A 13876-nucleotide genomic window follows, 5' to 3' on the forward strand; every position below is an offset into this window, starting at 1 on the left:
CCGGTTTTGGGAGAGGAGAGAAAAACGACGATGAATATGCAAGATGCGGAGCCAATCCGGATTTCGTGTAATAAGGCTGACTCGTTCACGTCCCTGCTGCTGGAATCCAACCGCAATCTGGCCCAATGGGGGGGAATGGAATTCTGAACATGCTGACATCGATATTAAATCATTATGCGTCTATCTGGAGAGGGGACATCACGCAGGGGGAGAGCGGCTGGAACAATACGACCCGGTTTGTTGAGGGACCGGAGGGGCGCGGCGTCCTGCGGATTTACCAAACGCATCGGGACTTGGATAAAATCCGGTTTGAGCACGCGGTGCTGGCATCGCTTGCCCAGTCAAATCTGGGCTTCAGCACGCCTGTGCCTGTGCCTTCCCTGACGGGCGATACGGTCGTCCAACTGGAGGACGGGAGCGGACGCTATGCTTGCCTGTTCAAGTATATCGACGGCATCCGTCCCAAAGCCGGCGGTTTTCGGGCCGCCTATTCTTTCGGCGAAGCGGCGGGCAGCCTCTCCTATGCGCTTAGCCGGATTGTGCTTGAGACGTCTCCGGCATATCGGCCCTACTATGAGATCGCCCATTCGTATCCGGCGTTCAGCCCGGAGCGGGTCGGGCAGTTCTGCATCGCCCCACCTGAGCCTTTTCGCGATTTGGAGGGTCCGCTTCGCGGGATTGGCGAAGCTTACGGGGAGGTCAGCCGCGAACTGGAGGGGCTGGAACGCCTTCCGCAGCAGCTCGTGCACGGAGACCTGAATGTATCCAATTTACTGGTGGGTGCAGACAAGCCGGAGCAGGTCACGGCGCTGCTTGATTTTGAATTTTGTACCCGTGACGTGCGGGCGATGGAGCCTGCGGTCATCCTTCCGGGACTGCTGGGGGACGATAAAGACGCCGGCATGGAAGCGGCCGTTCACTTCTGCCGCGGCTTTGGCAGCCGCGTCCGGCTGACCCGTGAAGAAATCCGGGCGGTCCCGGTGCTCATGAAGCTGCGGAACGTGGACGTATTCCTGCACTTTATGACCCGATACGATGACGGCACGGACGGCCCCGAGGTGCTCCGCGAGCAGATTCCGGCCATTCGTGCCGAACTCGCCCGGCTGGAGAGGGACAGGACAACGGTTGAAGCTCTGCTGGAACGATACCTGAGCTCAGAATGACATCAAAGGCGATCTTCCCTGATGACGGGAAGGTCGCCTTTATTTTTCGGGAATATATTATTATCTACAGGACAAGTTCAGCACGGGCCGCTTCTATTCATGCGGAGCTATTGACGTTGATGCTTTGAGATCAAGGTCTCCGTCGAACGAAAGGGATAAAAATTTTTGGGTGTATTTCTGTGCTTCTTCAAACCTCTTTCTGTTTCTGTAGTAGCGGGAAAGCATCATGAGAATCGATAAATAAATGGTCTGCACTTCTAAACTCATGTCATCATGATGATAAGCATCAAACCGGTCAGCCAGTGGCGCAATCCACTCATCGACGTTCAGATCTTGGGAAAGGGCACATTCAAGAATGGTCAGCAATCCGGATAACGTTTCAGATGGATGATGCTGAAGGAATTGAGCGTACTCTTCGAGTTTCGTAAGGTTTCCGGATAGAAGGTGAACAGCCATCGAGTTGGCATAAGCATAAAATGAATAATGATCGAATATCCGTTGGCTGCGTTCGCTCCCGTCTAAAAACCGGCCAAGATCTTTGTACTCGTCGATGCACTTCAGCGATTCGCCGTACTGTTTGTTCTTTTGATGGCCAATTCCTTTCATAAGCAGGCTGTACCCTATATAATAAATGATCGGTTTTTGTGCTTTTTCATTTTGATGGAATGACTGATACGCGTCGTTGTAGAGCTTATCCGAAAGTCGAATCAGAAGATTCCAATTTTCTAAAGAGTATGCGTTATTCAAGGCTGATACGGCCGTATCCAATCTCATATCTCCATCATTTGGGCAATCGTCCATGGGGTCCTCCTTACATTCCTATATCTTCCAATGAGTAGAGTATATAAGTTAGGTTTGCCGCGGTCAATTTATAACAAAAGAAATGACAGGCGGTCGATATGATTTTCCTCTCCAGTAAATCAAATGCATGAAAAAAGACGGCCTCCGGATATGATGGAAGGTCGTCTTTTGCGTTTCATTATTTCTTTTGCACCGTAATTGTCCAGGAAGCATCATCGATCTGTTCGTAATTCGTGACGGTATGGCCAGCTTCTGCGGCCCAGCGCGGTATCGCTTCGGTTGCCTGCGTGCAGTCGAAGTCGATGACCAGCTCGTCGCCGCTGTTCAGCTCTTCGATCGCCTGCTTGGCTTCAATTAACGGGAACGGGCAGACCATGCCCAGAACGGCAAGTTTTTGTTGTTTCATGGAAGTAACCTCCTTGAGTTGTGTTTAGTGTCTAACGTGAAGCTTCTAAATTAAGTCGTCGTGGTTTGCAGCGAAGCAGACTGCTTCAGCTTGGCTTTGGTCCGCGGACGGACGAAAACACGAAATAGGAAGCCGTCCATGTGCCCAAAATCATAAACACGAGGGATACCCAGCCCTGCCATGTCATCATGGCCGTCATGACGAGACCGTTCCCGATGGAGCATCCGCCGGCCCAGCTGGCGCCAAAGCCCATCAGGATGCCGCCGGCAAAGCTCGAGACGGCCGTCTTTGCATCCGGAGAGCGGAAGCGGAATTCCCGGCTGCCTTTCGCCGCGATAAAGGATCCGACAAGGATACCAAGCACCAGGAACATGCCCCAGTTCACGTACTTATCGCTGTCTCCCGTAACCAGGTACTGCAAAATATTAGCGGAAGGCGTCGTGATCCCCAGACCCGACATGCGTCCGGTCGCTTCACTCAGCGGCCAGGCCAGCAGGGCAATCAGGCCGACAAGAACCGCGGTAAAGAACGGATGCCAGCGCTTTTCGAACAGGAGATGACTCAGTCCGGAGCGCTTTGGCTTCATTGCTGGAATGGCGACCTTCGGCTTGCGCAGCGTACGGATGACTAAAAAGATCGTAATGATAGCTAGAAGGGCGATAAACGGCCATACGGAAATGCCGAATGTTTCCGGAATGGAATTGGCTGGAGCATTCACTTTTTTGATTCCGTTATTAAGCGGAGCCAAAGCGCCCGATTTCATCGTGGCGCTCATCGCCATATAACCGAACAGTGCGATCCAGCTGCCGATCAGTCCTTCACCGGCACGGTACCAGGTTCCTGTCGCACAGCCTCCGGCCAAAATAATGCCAATTCCAAAAACAAACGAGCCGACCACGGTCGCCACCCAAGGGAACGTGCCGGCACTGAATTCGATGAGTCCAAGCTGGATCAGCGCAAACACGCCGATGCTCTGAATTGTAATGGCAATCAACAGGGCATAAAACATGCGGTTGTCCTTGGTCAGGTACATGTCCCTGAAGCCGCCTGTCAGGCAGAAGCGTCCGCGCTGCATGACAAAGCCAAGCAGGGCGCCGCACAGCAAGCCTGTTAACATCAACATGACGTCATTCTCCTCCTTTGATTATATACGAGTAATTCACTTTGTTTTATCGGTATTTATGATTTTAGCAAATGGGGAGGAGATGTCAATGGAGAAAAGTTCCAATGAATCTAACATAGCATGTGATCGTGTTGATGCGCTATCCGTTTAAAACTGCGCTTGAATCCAAATCGATGGGCCTTGGGGGTGGAGGAAAATGAAAATCGAGGCACTGCGGCCGGCAAAGCGTCGATTAAAGGGCTGGTTGGCGGCGGCTTACGCCTCCTGCTTCAGGAGATGAGCGGAGGCGTGCCGGACCGCTGCGCCTGTGCGACGTATTCGGTAGGGGAGAGGCCGCAGTACTTTTTGAACACCCGATGGAAATACGAAGTATCGTAGTAACCGAGGTACTGCGATATGCCCGCGACCGTCATATTTGAACCCAGCAGCAGGCTGCAGGCTTCCTGCATGCGCAGCTGGTGCATATACCGGATCGGGGAGAGGCCGTACACTTCCTTGAAGACGGCGGTGACGTAATTGGGGGAGCGGCCGATCAGTGCAGCCAGCCGGGGAATTTCGATCTGTTCCCGGTAGTGCTCCAGCAGATAGGCTTTTACCGCTTCGGCATATTTCAGCTTGCTGGGTGTCAGCGCGGGCTGGTCAAGCTCGCGGGCAATCATGCCCAGAAGTTCCTGCAATATGCCGAGGCAGATGATGGAACGGTAGCTTTTGCCGCCCATCATTTCCTCATATAGCCTGTCACAGCGGTGATAGGCGTACTGGATCGGGGAGAGCCTGAACTTGACGCAATGTCCTAGATCCACGAACGGTATTCCTGTCTGAGCCCCCGGCTCGCAAGTAAATAAAACGGTATGTTTTTGGTGGGGGATGCCGTCCTTATTCTCCCCTGCCCGGCGGGCTCCGCTGGGAATGAAGAGCACGTCCTCCGCTTCGGCGATGACAACCCTGTCATTGATTTCATACCGGACCTGTCCCTCCCGGACGACGACCAGAACGTTGTACGGAATCGTTTCGAGGTGGGTTCTCCAGTGGGGTATCTCATTGTCGAAATTTACACTCCTAATTAGAAGCATGTTCTGCACCTCTTTATCTCAAAAAGCTTAATAGAACCGTATCATAATGCGGGCTTTTCGTAAATCATACATCCTTGCGTTCAGCATGAATCGTCTAAATCGCGATAGAAATGTACATCAAAAAAAAGAAATGTACATGGACGTGTGAAGGCCGACACGCCTATAATTCAGCTGCACAGTCAATTCATATTGAGAGGACGGATGAACGATGAGAGTGTTATTACTGGATTTGGATTCAACGAGACCGGACCACCTGGGCTGCTATGGCTATCACCGGAATACGTCGCCGCAAATCGACCGGGTCGCGGCCGAAGGCGTACGTTTTGACAACTACTATACATCGGACGCCCCGTGTTTCCCGTCGCGCACGGCACTGATGACGGGCCGCTTCGGCATTCATAACGGCGTCGTGGGACACGGAGGAACGGCGGCCGACGTCCGTCACGAAGGGCCTGACCGCGATTTCCACGACAGGCTCGCATCGGAGAGCTTTCCGGCGGTCTTCCGCCGTGCGGGCATGCGGACTGCACTGGTCAGCCCGTTTGGGGAGCGGCATTCCGCCTGGACCTTTTATGCGGGATTCAACGAAATTTACAATACGGGCAAGGGCGGCATGGAATCGGCCGAGGAAGTCACCCCCGTCGTGCTGGACTGGATCGAGCGGAACGCAGACCAGGAAGACTGGTTGCTGTACGTAAACTATTGGGATCCGCACACCCCGTACCGGGCACCGGAGTCGTTCGGCAATCCGTTTCAGGACGAGCCGCTTCCCGAGTGGATCACAGAGGAAGTGCTGGAGCGCCATAAGCAAAAGATCGGCCCGCACGGCGCGAACGAAATCAATATGTATAACAGCAGCACGTCGCCGAATTACCCCCGCCACCCCGGCGATATCCAGGACATGGACGGTTTGCGGAGGATGATCGACGGTTACGACAGCGGCATCCGGCATATGGATGACAACATCGGGATGATTTTGGATCGTTTGACGGAAAAAGGGGTCATGGACGATCTGGTGATCATCATTACCGCCGACCATGGCGAAAACATGGGTGAGCTCGGCATCTACGGCGAGCACGGCACTGCCGACCAAGGCACCTGCCGCATCCCGATGATCATCCGGTGGCCGGGGATGCAGCAGGGAATTTCCGATGATTCCCTGCACTATCATCTCGACCTGGTGCCTACCATCGCGGAACTGCTTGGTGTTCAACCTGCACAGAGCTGGGACGGCCGCAGTTATGCCGGCACACTGCGAAGCGGAGACGCTGACGGAAGGGAGTACCTGGTCGTCTCGCAGTGCGCCCACGTATGCCAGCGCAGCGTACGGTTCGGTGACTGGCTGTATACCCGGACGTACCATGACGGCTATCATCTTTTTGACAAGGAGATGCTGTATAATCTGTCGGAGGATGTCCATGAGCAGAACAACCTGGCGCAAGAACGGAGGGACCTGTGCAAGGAGGCCGTCTACCTGCTGAACGAGTGGCATGACGAGATGATGATGACGATGAAGTTCGACGTCGATCCGTTGTGGACCGTCATCCAGGAAGGCGGTCCATATCATGCGAAGGGGCATTTGCCGATGTACATCGAGCGGCTGGAGCAGACCGGGAGAGGGCATGCTGTGGCTGAGCTGAAGCGCCGCCATCCGAGGGAGTTTGCGCGGAAATAAGCGGAAAGCATGATTAATGAAGACAAGGGGCTATCGACTGGCGATAGCCCCTTTCTTTATGATCCGCGGCGTTGATCATGCTGGCGACAGCGGCTTACCATGCAACGGCCGCAGCTTATTTCAATTCTTCCAGCAGCAGCGGTGCGATGAAATCGCGGAACACATTGGCCGGATGCCGTTCTTTTTTACGCTTGTCATCGGTCAGGACCACAACCGTTTCCAGAACGGGAACAATATAGATAAACTGTCCCGCGTACCCGCGGGCGTAAAAATAGTCAAATGACAGCGGGGATGCCGGAGCGGTAGTTCCCTTAAGCGCCCCTCCAAAAGTATCGGTCCACCAATGCCAGCCATAGAAGCCGCGGTTCGGCGGACCAGCAGGGATGATCGGCTGCACGGAACGGTTCACAAGCTCAGGGGAGATCAGCTCCCGCTGCTCCCAGCGTCCCTGCTGCAGATAAAGCTGTCCAAATCTCAGCATATCCCCGGGGCGCAGCCATAAGCCGTATCCTCCGGTGTGGATGCCCTGCGGGTCGGATTCCCACCGGTAATCTTCAATGCCCAGCGGTCCAAACAGTTCTTCCTCGGCGTATAGGGCCGTTGATTTGCCGGCGGCTTGGACCAAAATTGCGGACAGAAGCTGGGAGCATCCCGAGCTGTATTCCATCCGTGTTCCCGGCGCATTGGATATGGGCTGCTCGAGCACAAATTCGACCCAATTGCTGGACCTTGTCATGCGAGGAAATGACTTGATACCGCCGAATTCGCTCCAATCAAAGCCGGCTGACATCGTCAGCAGATGCTCCAGCGTGATTTCCCGTTTGCGGGGATCGGAAGCGGATCGAAGCTGCGGGAAGAACTCGGTGATCGGCGTCTTCGGACCCGGCACGATGCCTTGGTCCATCGCGATGCAGATCAGGGCCGACAAAAAGCTTTTGGTGCAGGAATTGACCTTGGCCTTCTCGGCAGGGATGCTGGGGTGGCGGTAGTGCTCAAACACCAACCGGCCGTTTTGGCTGATCAGGCAGCTTCTCAGGTCGACGGGTGCGATGGCTGAAGTGAGTTCAGTTATATTCATGAGAATCTTCCTTTATTTAGAATGGCTTTTGTGACATGATGCCGCCTATACATTATGGCAAACTGCCGGTTCCCGGGCAAGGTACGGACGATGCGCTAATGGTTATTTTCGTTTCAAAGACCAGCCGTAATAATCATTACAAGACTCGCTTGAACCTCATCCGAACATGCGAAAAGACAGCGGCTCAAGATGAACCACTGTCTTTTGCTGCGGCTGTTATTTGGTTAAAAGGTTAATATGGTCGAGTTCTGTGCTACTGTTAAAAATAAATTCAAGCTTATAGTTTCCACGATTGTACGTCAGCTTGGTCTGGGTTTTGTTCCCGGTTTTGAAGGTGGACACCGCGCTTGGTGCATACCAGTTCTGCTTGAGCATCTTCATCGTAATGCCGCCGATATTGGTCTGGCGTTCGACGTTGGTGCCAAAGTAGCGCATTTCGCGAATTTTGCTGAGCTTATAATTGAAGGCGTAGCCGGGATTGCCCATATTCGCGCTGTATACATCGAACCCATCGGCATCCTTCATCGGATTTTCGGGTTCCCCGATCTTGTGCAGGACATCCTGCCGGGTGTCTTTACCAACGGTGAGGCCGCTAACCGCCCCCGGGAACTGGCCTTTCAGCGCCGGTTTATAGAAGCTGTTCAGTGTTTGGAGAGCCAGTTTGGATGCGTAACCCTGATCGGCTGCCGCTGCTGCGCTTGCTTGATGAACGGGATAAGATATGTTTGCGCCGATGGCTCCCAGGCCCACCATGCCGGCCACTGTCATGGCCATGATTGCTTTTTTCGCCGGTTTTGTGATTTTCATGCTGTATCCTCTCCTTGTAACTTTTGGGTTCTATATATTCTTTATTACCCATTCTGCGTAAGATTCAATTCTTCTACAGCATAGTAGAACCCGAAGGAGATTGGGTTACGATTCCGTGAAAGGATATGTCAGTTTTGACACTGGTGGCGTTAACGGCCGCGTTCCGGGAAGGGACAGAAACCCGGGGTCGCTGAAGACAGCATCTCAGTATATTCCGGCTGGAGCTTGGATAACTCGTTGAAATAGCTGGAGATGACGTGGTTTCCGCCGAAGGATCCGAGCTGAAAATGCCGAGGTGACAAGGTCTTTACATGACTGTAATAAAATCTTTTGGACCGTTTCGGCAGTTTGTACACCGAAGGGGGCGCATGGGTCACGACATCAAACAGGTTGGCGATGCGAAAGCTGTTCGGGACATAGCTGGCAGAAGCTTTGGCAAAGGCTGGGTCGCCTACCCGCGGTGAACCGAACGTGAACAAGTAAGGGGAGCGGAAGCAGGTATTGGCCGCAACATCGACCGCGCATAAGGTCGCCAGTGCCGCACCCAGACTATGACCGGTGATGAACAGCGTCTTGCCTTGAGATAGCTTAGCCAGCGTCGAGATGATTCGGCTCCTTGCGGAGGCATAAATGTCCGTGAACCCCCGGTGCGTCATACAGTCTTCTTTAATGTATTTGAATTTCTTCTGAGATGCGATGAGATCCGCGATCCAGTTGGTCGTCGTGCTGGTTCCCCGGAAGGCGATGATGACCTCTTGATCCGAATCCAGAATAAAACCGAAGCGTTCCCATTCGTTGGTAATAGATCGGGCCTCAATGACCTCAACCGGTGCATATGGGGAAGGGATGACAAACGCCCCGTCCTCATTCTCAAATTGAGCATAGGTCTGTCCGCAGATGGCCGCCAGGAAAATGGTACGCTGCTGCAAATCCTCTGCCTTGCTCATACGCATCCCGCCTTTCTCTCCTACACTATATTAAGAGGATAAGGATCGGGTGCCTGGGCAAGATGAGTCTATATTAGGAGGTGTCCGCATGTTACTTCATATTAAACGGGTCTATGAAAAGCCCGAAGCTTCGGACGGCAAACGGATTCTGGTGGATCGGCTGTGGCCGAGGGGACTGACGAAAGAGCAGGCCGCCCTTGATGAATGGATGAAAGAGATTGCGCCCAGTCATGAGCTGAGAAAATGGTACGCTCATCGGCTGGAGCATTACGACAAGTTCAAAGAGCTTTACCTGCAGGAGCTGCAGCAGGACAAGCCTTCCCGGCTTTTACGGCAAATCAAGGAATGGGCGGAAGATTCCCCGGTTACGCTGTTGTATGCCGCGAAGGATACGACGATGAATCAGGCGGTTGTGCTTAAAGAAATCATTGAATCGTTGTAAACACTGCAGGAGACCGATATTTCGGTTCTAAGATGGAAGGCATGGCCCATAATTTGATAAAAGGGGAAGTAACCGGTTCCCGGCCGGTTACTGTCCTGCGCCATGATGGCCGATCTCTTCATCGCTGCGTTTTTTGTGGCGGGAGAAAATATGAAGCGGAGCGATTCCTACCCATTCATAGGCTTCGGATGTTCCGTACAGCTCGGTCAGGCTGTAAATGACAACAAAGGGGAGCAGGCCGAGGGCCAATACGGCAAACAGCAGTCCAAACGTTAGCGATTGCCAGATCGATCCGGATTTGATCAACGTACAACGCCTCGCTTTCATTATGAATGGGATGACCGTAAACGGGACGACCATCCCGTAACATATCGTATTGCGATATAAATATGTGAAGGAGACCCGGTTCATGACTGATGAAAATCTGCCGAAAGCCGTGTACGAGCAGTTGGCCGAATTCAGGTACAGGCTGCGGAAGTTTATCCATTTCAGCGAAAATGCTGCAAGAGACGTCGGTCTGACCCCTCAGCAGCATCAGCTGATGCTTGCAATCCAGGGGTACCCTGGCCGGGATTATGCAACGATCGCCGAAGCGGCGGAAAAGCTGCAGATTACCCATCACGCCTGCGTCGGTCTCGTCTCCCGCTGTGTCCAAGCAGACCTCGTCGTACGGCGGGCCAACCCGGAAGATGCCCGCAGCGTCCATATCGCTTTGACAGAGAAAGGAATGGATTGTCTCAAGAAGTTGTCCGCCGTGCATCTGATGCAGCTGGAGAACCTTGATTTCAAGTTCCCTTAATGCAAAAAAAATGCCTCCGCTGCTGACTAGAAGAGACACCGAGAAATCGCAAAGAGCAAGAATGGCGCTCCTCTAGCCTTAGGGCTGATGGGAGCGCCTTTTTTTGATCTCGTTGAGCCATGCCACTGAAAAGTGATGGATCAACATCGAATGTTTGCCGACAAATTAGCGTTACATCTGTAGTCTCTTTTTGGAACGCCATTGGGTTGGGGCATCGCCCATCACCCGTTTGAAGTGCCGATTGAAGCTGGATAAGGTCGCGTAGCCAACCTCCTCGGAAATGGTTAAAATGCTGCTGTCGCTATGGCACAGCAGGGCCGCTGCCACCTGAATGCGCACGTTGTTGATATAGTCCAGCGGAGCCATACCCATGCTCTTATGGAAAACGCGCCGGAAATGAGTGACGCTGAGGCAGCATAGCTCGGCTAACCGGTGAATCGGGACCGACTCCATATAGTGCTGGGAAATGTACTCGAGCGCTTTTGAAATTTGCTGCATCGCCCGCCGGTCAGCCCCGACAGCCGCCGCGTCCTTTGTGCTGCTGTCTAGAAGCAGCAATTGCCTGCCAATCAGCGTCACGAGCGTCCAGATATATCCCTTCGCAGCCGATTCATACCCTGTCTGGCGTTTCTCCAGCTCTTTCATCGCATTGGTTGTCAGCCAGACGACCTCAGCGTGATCATCCGGGGTGACGATATTGTTGTACCGGGGATACGTATCCGTGCCGACCCTATTCCAGAATCCGCAGGACATCTTGTCAGCCGAAAATAGAGCATCCGGATCAATGAAGCAGAAATGCCACCTGCTTTCTTTTCCCTTTAAACTCTGAGCGAGATGAAGCTGATTCGGGAATATGATGCTGACATCCCCTTGAGTGTAAGGAAGGATTTTGTCTTCAACGAAAAAGACGCCCGATCCTTCCAGGCAGTAGCCGATCTCAAGGCAGTTGTGGAAGTGCAGATACGTGATCTCATCGTCTCCCTGGACGTGATTGCTGAGCCAATCTACAGGGAAATCGGAAGGAAGCAAATAAGGCTCGGAGACAACTTTATAATCAAATGGTCGATTTTGCACAGTTTTCAGTCCTTTTTCGGCAGAAGTGATGTTTTTCATTATAATAAACTATCCTTGAACGGAATTCACTTATCTTGGGAAAGGGGTTCATCCAATATGGCTTATCCTAAGGAACCGAAGGTCTACGAACTCGCAGGCAAAATCATTGAATACGGGCGACTCGCACACGAATACGGAGGACGGGACGTTGCCGATGCCTGGATCGACATTGAAGAGAAGATGAAAGAAACTTTGCAAAGACTGAAGGGTTTACCGATTGACGCTAAGCTTAGTCAGCAGGAGCCGGACGATCTACCATCCATACAAGCGCAGCGTACCGAAGGACCAAGAAAGTTATGGGGATCATTCGACAAGGCAGTCTATAAGGAAAAGCTGGAAGGGGCGATGCTCGCCCGTTTTGCCGGATGTACGCTGGGGGCGCCGGTCGAGTTCTGGGAAGTGCACGATATGGAGCAATGGGCCGCATATATCGGGGATGCATTTCCTCCGCAGCATTATTGGACCAAAATCAAAAACCCGAATGATCTTCGCTATGGCAAAAGCACCTTTTATGAATATACCTTGGAGGGCTTGACCCAAGTCCCCGTCGATGACGACATTACTTATACGATCCTGGGGCTGCTCATTGCCGAAGAGCATGGGCTCCGATTCACGACAGAGGATGTAGGAAAGAGCTGGCTCAAGTACCTGCCGGTCGCTTGTACTGCCGAGGAGGCTGCGCTCAACAATTTGAAGGCGGGCATCCCGGCGCTGCAAGCAGCTGACGTAAATAATCCGTTCTGCCAATGGATCGGCGCGGACATTCGCTCGGATCCGTGGGCTTACATGGCGCCGGCCTACCCGGCAAAGGCGGCGGAATACGCCTATCGGGACGCTTATTTGAGCCATCGAAGAAACGGGATCTACGGGGAGATGTTTTTCAGTGCTGCGCAAGCCGCAGCATTCGCCGTCGATCATCCCGAGCAGGCGCTTCGCATAGGCTTGACCGAAATTCCAAAAGACTGCAGCCTGTATAAAGATGTGGAATGGGCGCTTACCGTAAGCGGCGAGATCCATGATTACAAGGAAGCAAGAGCGGCAGTGAACGAGCACTTCAAAGGGATGTCGGGCGTGCATACGAACAACAACGCCTGCTTGACGGTGTTCGGCCTGATGATCGGGGGGACCGATGTGTCCAAGGTGATCTCCGAGACGGTTGCGATGGGACTGGACAACGACTGCACCGCTGCGACGGCCGGCAGCATCGTTGGCGCGATCGTAGGGAAATCCGGCGTGCCGGAGCATTGGGTTAAGCCGTTTCATGATACGGTAACAACGTATATGATAGACGCGGAGAAGTTTAAGATCAGCGACCTAGTAGAAAGATTTGCGATCCTTGCCGGCAAAACGCATCACGACGCATAATGTGGCGCCGTTCGCCTTAGCCCATTTTAAGAAAGATCCAGCATGAATCCGTATTTTTCGAACAAAAGACGGCTTGAAGAGCACCACGATTCGGAATCCTCCGAATCAGATATCAAATCCATCCACGAATCATGCCCTTTGATCCATGGACAACCGGCGAAGTATCGGAAACAATGGGGAAAGCGGGATCCAATCAACCGGGAGAGGTGGAAAAGGATGAAACTAAAATTGATCAAGGCGTTGTGGGGCATGGAGGGTACGGGCACGTTGGAAGAGCAGATCGCGCGTATCGCTTCCGCCGGCTACGATGGCGTCGAGGCGCCCCTGCCGGCACCTGAAAATGAACAGCGGTTTAAGGAGCTCCTCGCAAGCCAGGGGCTTGATTACGTGGGGATGATTTTTACCGAAGGGCCGGACCACAATGCTTCTTTCGAAGCACAATTGGAACGGGCGAAGTCGTTTGGACCCATCCATGTCACTGCCCATTCCTTGAAGGATTATCTTCCAGTTGAAGAGCAGATCGATTATTTCCGGCGAGCTGTACAGCTTGAGCAGCGGATGGGCGTCAAGGTTGGCCATGAAACCCACCGGGGCCGGGCTTTATTTAATCCTTGGGATACGGGGAAAGTGCTGAATGCTGTCCCAGGGCTCGGGCTGACGGCCGATTTTAGCCATTGGTGCTGTGTTACCGAATCGACGCTGGAACATTTAGAGAGCGAGTTGGACCTGGCCATCGCCCGCACCGTACATATACATGGGCGTGTCGGCTATGCGCAAGGACCCCAAGTCCCGGATCCGAGGGCACCTGAGTACGCGCATGAAGTCGCGCGGCATTTTGACTGGTGGCAGCGAATTGCCGAAGCGAGGCAGCTTGCCGGTGCTACCGAATTGACCTTTACGCCGGAATACGGTCCGCCGGGTTATCTTCACACGCTGCCTTTTACCAATCAGCCGGTTACGGATTTGTGGGATGTATGCAAATGGACGGTAGAACAATACCGCGATACTTTCGAACGAATCCAATCCGTGAAAGCCACCTGACAGACACGACTGCACCTCAAGTAAAAGAATGCAAAAAGGCTGC

At 53.1% G+C, this 13876-nt stretch carries 14 protein-coding genes and 1 pseudogene; 6 read left to right on the plus strand and 9 right to left on the minus strand.

Going from position 1 to position 13876, the window contains the following annotated elements; all coding sequences use genetic code 11:
• The first annotated feature begins 149 nt into the window (after positions 1-149).
• Complete coding sequence (locus CJP46_RS14955) at positions 150-1163, plus strand: phosphotransferase (protein WP_094596402.1); 1014 nt, start codon at positions 150-152, stop codon at positions 1161-1163.
• A gap of 93 nt (positions 1164-1256) precedes the next feature.
• On the opposite strand, the gene CJP46_RS14960 is transcribed toward CJP46_RS14955, so the two are convergent.
• The 4 genes and pseudogenes from CJP46_RS14960 to CJP46_RS14975 all read right to left on the minus strand — a co-directional run bounded on the left by CJP46_RS14960 (position 1257) and on the right by CJP46_RS14975 (position 4566).
• On the minus strand, positions 1257-1964 hold the full coding sequence (locus CJP46_RS14960; RefSeq protein WP_143812974.1) for a hypothetical protein: 708 nt from the start codon (positions 1962-1964) through the stop codon (positions 1257-1259).
• A gap of 178 nt (positions 1965-2142) precedes the next feature.
• On the minus strand, positions 2143-2370 hold the full coding sequence (locus tag CJP46_RS14965) for a sulfurtransferase TusA family protein (RefSeq protein WP_094596404.1): 228 nt from the start codon (positions 2368-2370) through the stop codon (positions 2143-2145).
• Positions 2371-2420: 50 nt separating this feature from the next.
• Positions 2421-3490, minus strand: a pseudogene (locus tag CJP46_RS14970) (YeeE/YedE thiosulfate transporter family protein).
• Positions 3491-3762: 272 nt separating this feature from the next.
• Entirely contained in the window at positions 3763-4566 is an 804-nt protein-coding gene (locus CJP46_RS14975; protein WP_094596405.1) for a helix-turn-helix domain-containing protein, read from the minus strand.
• A 208-nt stretch (positions 4567-4774) separates the two neighbouring features.
• Here CJP46_RS14975 and CJP46_RS14980 point away from each other — a divergent pair, with 208 nt between their 5' ends.
• A complete protein-coding gene (locus CJP46_RS14980; protein ID WP_094596406.1) occupies positions 4775-6241 on the plus strand; it encodes a sulfatase family protein in 1467 nt (488 codons plus the stop codon).
• 115 nt (positions 6242-6356) lie between these two features.
• Here the strand turns inward: CJP46_RS14980 and CJP46_RS14985 are convergent, their stop codons facing one another.
• From CJP46_RS14985 to CJP46_RS14995, 3 genes are all read right to left on the minus strand, one after another.
• Positions 6357-7319, minus strand: a complete 963-nt coding sequence (locus CJP46_RS14985; RefSeq protein WP_094596407.1) for a serine hydrolase domain-containing protein — start codon at positions 7317-7319, stop codon at positions 6357-6359.
• Between the two features lie 216 nt (positions 7320-7535).
• Entirely contained in the window at positions 7536-8126 is a 591-nt protein-coding gene (locus CJP46_RS14990) for a YjgB family protein (RefSeq protein ID WP_094596408.1), read from the minus strand.
• A gap of 149 nt (positions 8127-8275) precedes the next feature.
• Positions 8276-9079: a lipase family protein gene (locus CJP46_RS14995; protein ID WP_094596409.1), complete on the minus strand. Its 804-nt coding sequence runs from the start codon at positions 9077-9079 to the stop codon at positions 8276-8278.
• An 82-nt stretch (positions 9080-9161) separates the two neighbouring features.
• Here CJP46_RS14995 and CJP46_RS15000 point away from each other — a divergent pair, with 82 nt between their 5' ends.
• Complete coding sequence (locus CJP46_RS15000) at positions 9162-9515, plus strand: DUF488 domain-containing protein (RefSeq protein WP_094596410.1); 354 nt, start codon at positions 9162-9164, stop codon at positions 9513-9515.
• 87 nt (positions 9516-9602) lie between these two features.
• On the opposite strand, the gene CJP46_RS15005 is transcribed toward CJP46_RS15000, so the two are convergent.
• The gene (locus CJP46_RS15005) at positions 9603-9821 is read right to left on the minus strand and encodes a hypothetical protein (RefSeq protein ID WP_143812976.1); all 219 of its coding nucleotides are present in this window, start codon (positions 9819-9821) and stop codon (positions 9603-9605) included.
• 103 nt (positions 9822-9924) lie between these two features.
• Between CJP46_RS15005 and CJP46_RS15010 the strand changes: the two genes are divergently transcribed.
• A complete protein-coding gene (locus CJP46_RS15010) occupies positions 9925-10314 on the plus strand; it encodes a MarR family winged helix-turn-helix transcriptional regulator (RefSeq protein WP_094596412.1) in 390 nt (129 codons plus the stop codon).
• Positions 10315-10485: 171 nt separating this feature from the next.
• Here the strand turns inward: CJP46_RS15010 and CJP46_RS15015 are convergent, their stop codons facing one another.
• A complete protein-coding gene (locus tag CJP46_RS15015; RefSeq protein ID WP_256992351.1) occupies positions 10486-11427 on the minus strand; it encodes an AraC family transcriptional regulator in 942 nt (313 codons plus the stop codon).
• Between the two features lie 57 nt (positions 11428-11484).
• Here CJP46_RS15015 and CJP46_RS15020 point away from each other — a divergent pair, with 57 nt between their 5' ends.
• Positions 11485-12792, plus strand: a complete 1308-nt coding sequence (locus CJP46_RS15020) for an ADP-ribosylglycohydrolase family protein (protein WP_094596413.1) — start codon at positions 11485-11487, stop codon at positions 12790-12792.
• Between the two features lie 216 nt (positions 12793-13008).
• Positions 13009-13833, plus strand: a complete 825-nt coding sequence (locus CJP46_RS15025) for a sugar phosphate isomerase/epimerase family protein (protein WP_094596884.1) — start codon at positions 13009-13011, stop codon at positions 13831-13833.
• Positions 13834-13876: the final 43 nt, after the last annotated feature.

The organism is Paenibacillus sp. XY044, from assembly GCF_002257645.1.
GTDB lineage: Bacteria > Bacillota > Bacilli > Paenibacillales > Paenibacillaceae > Paenibacillus_AQ.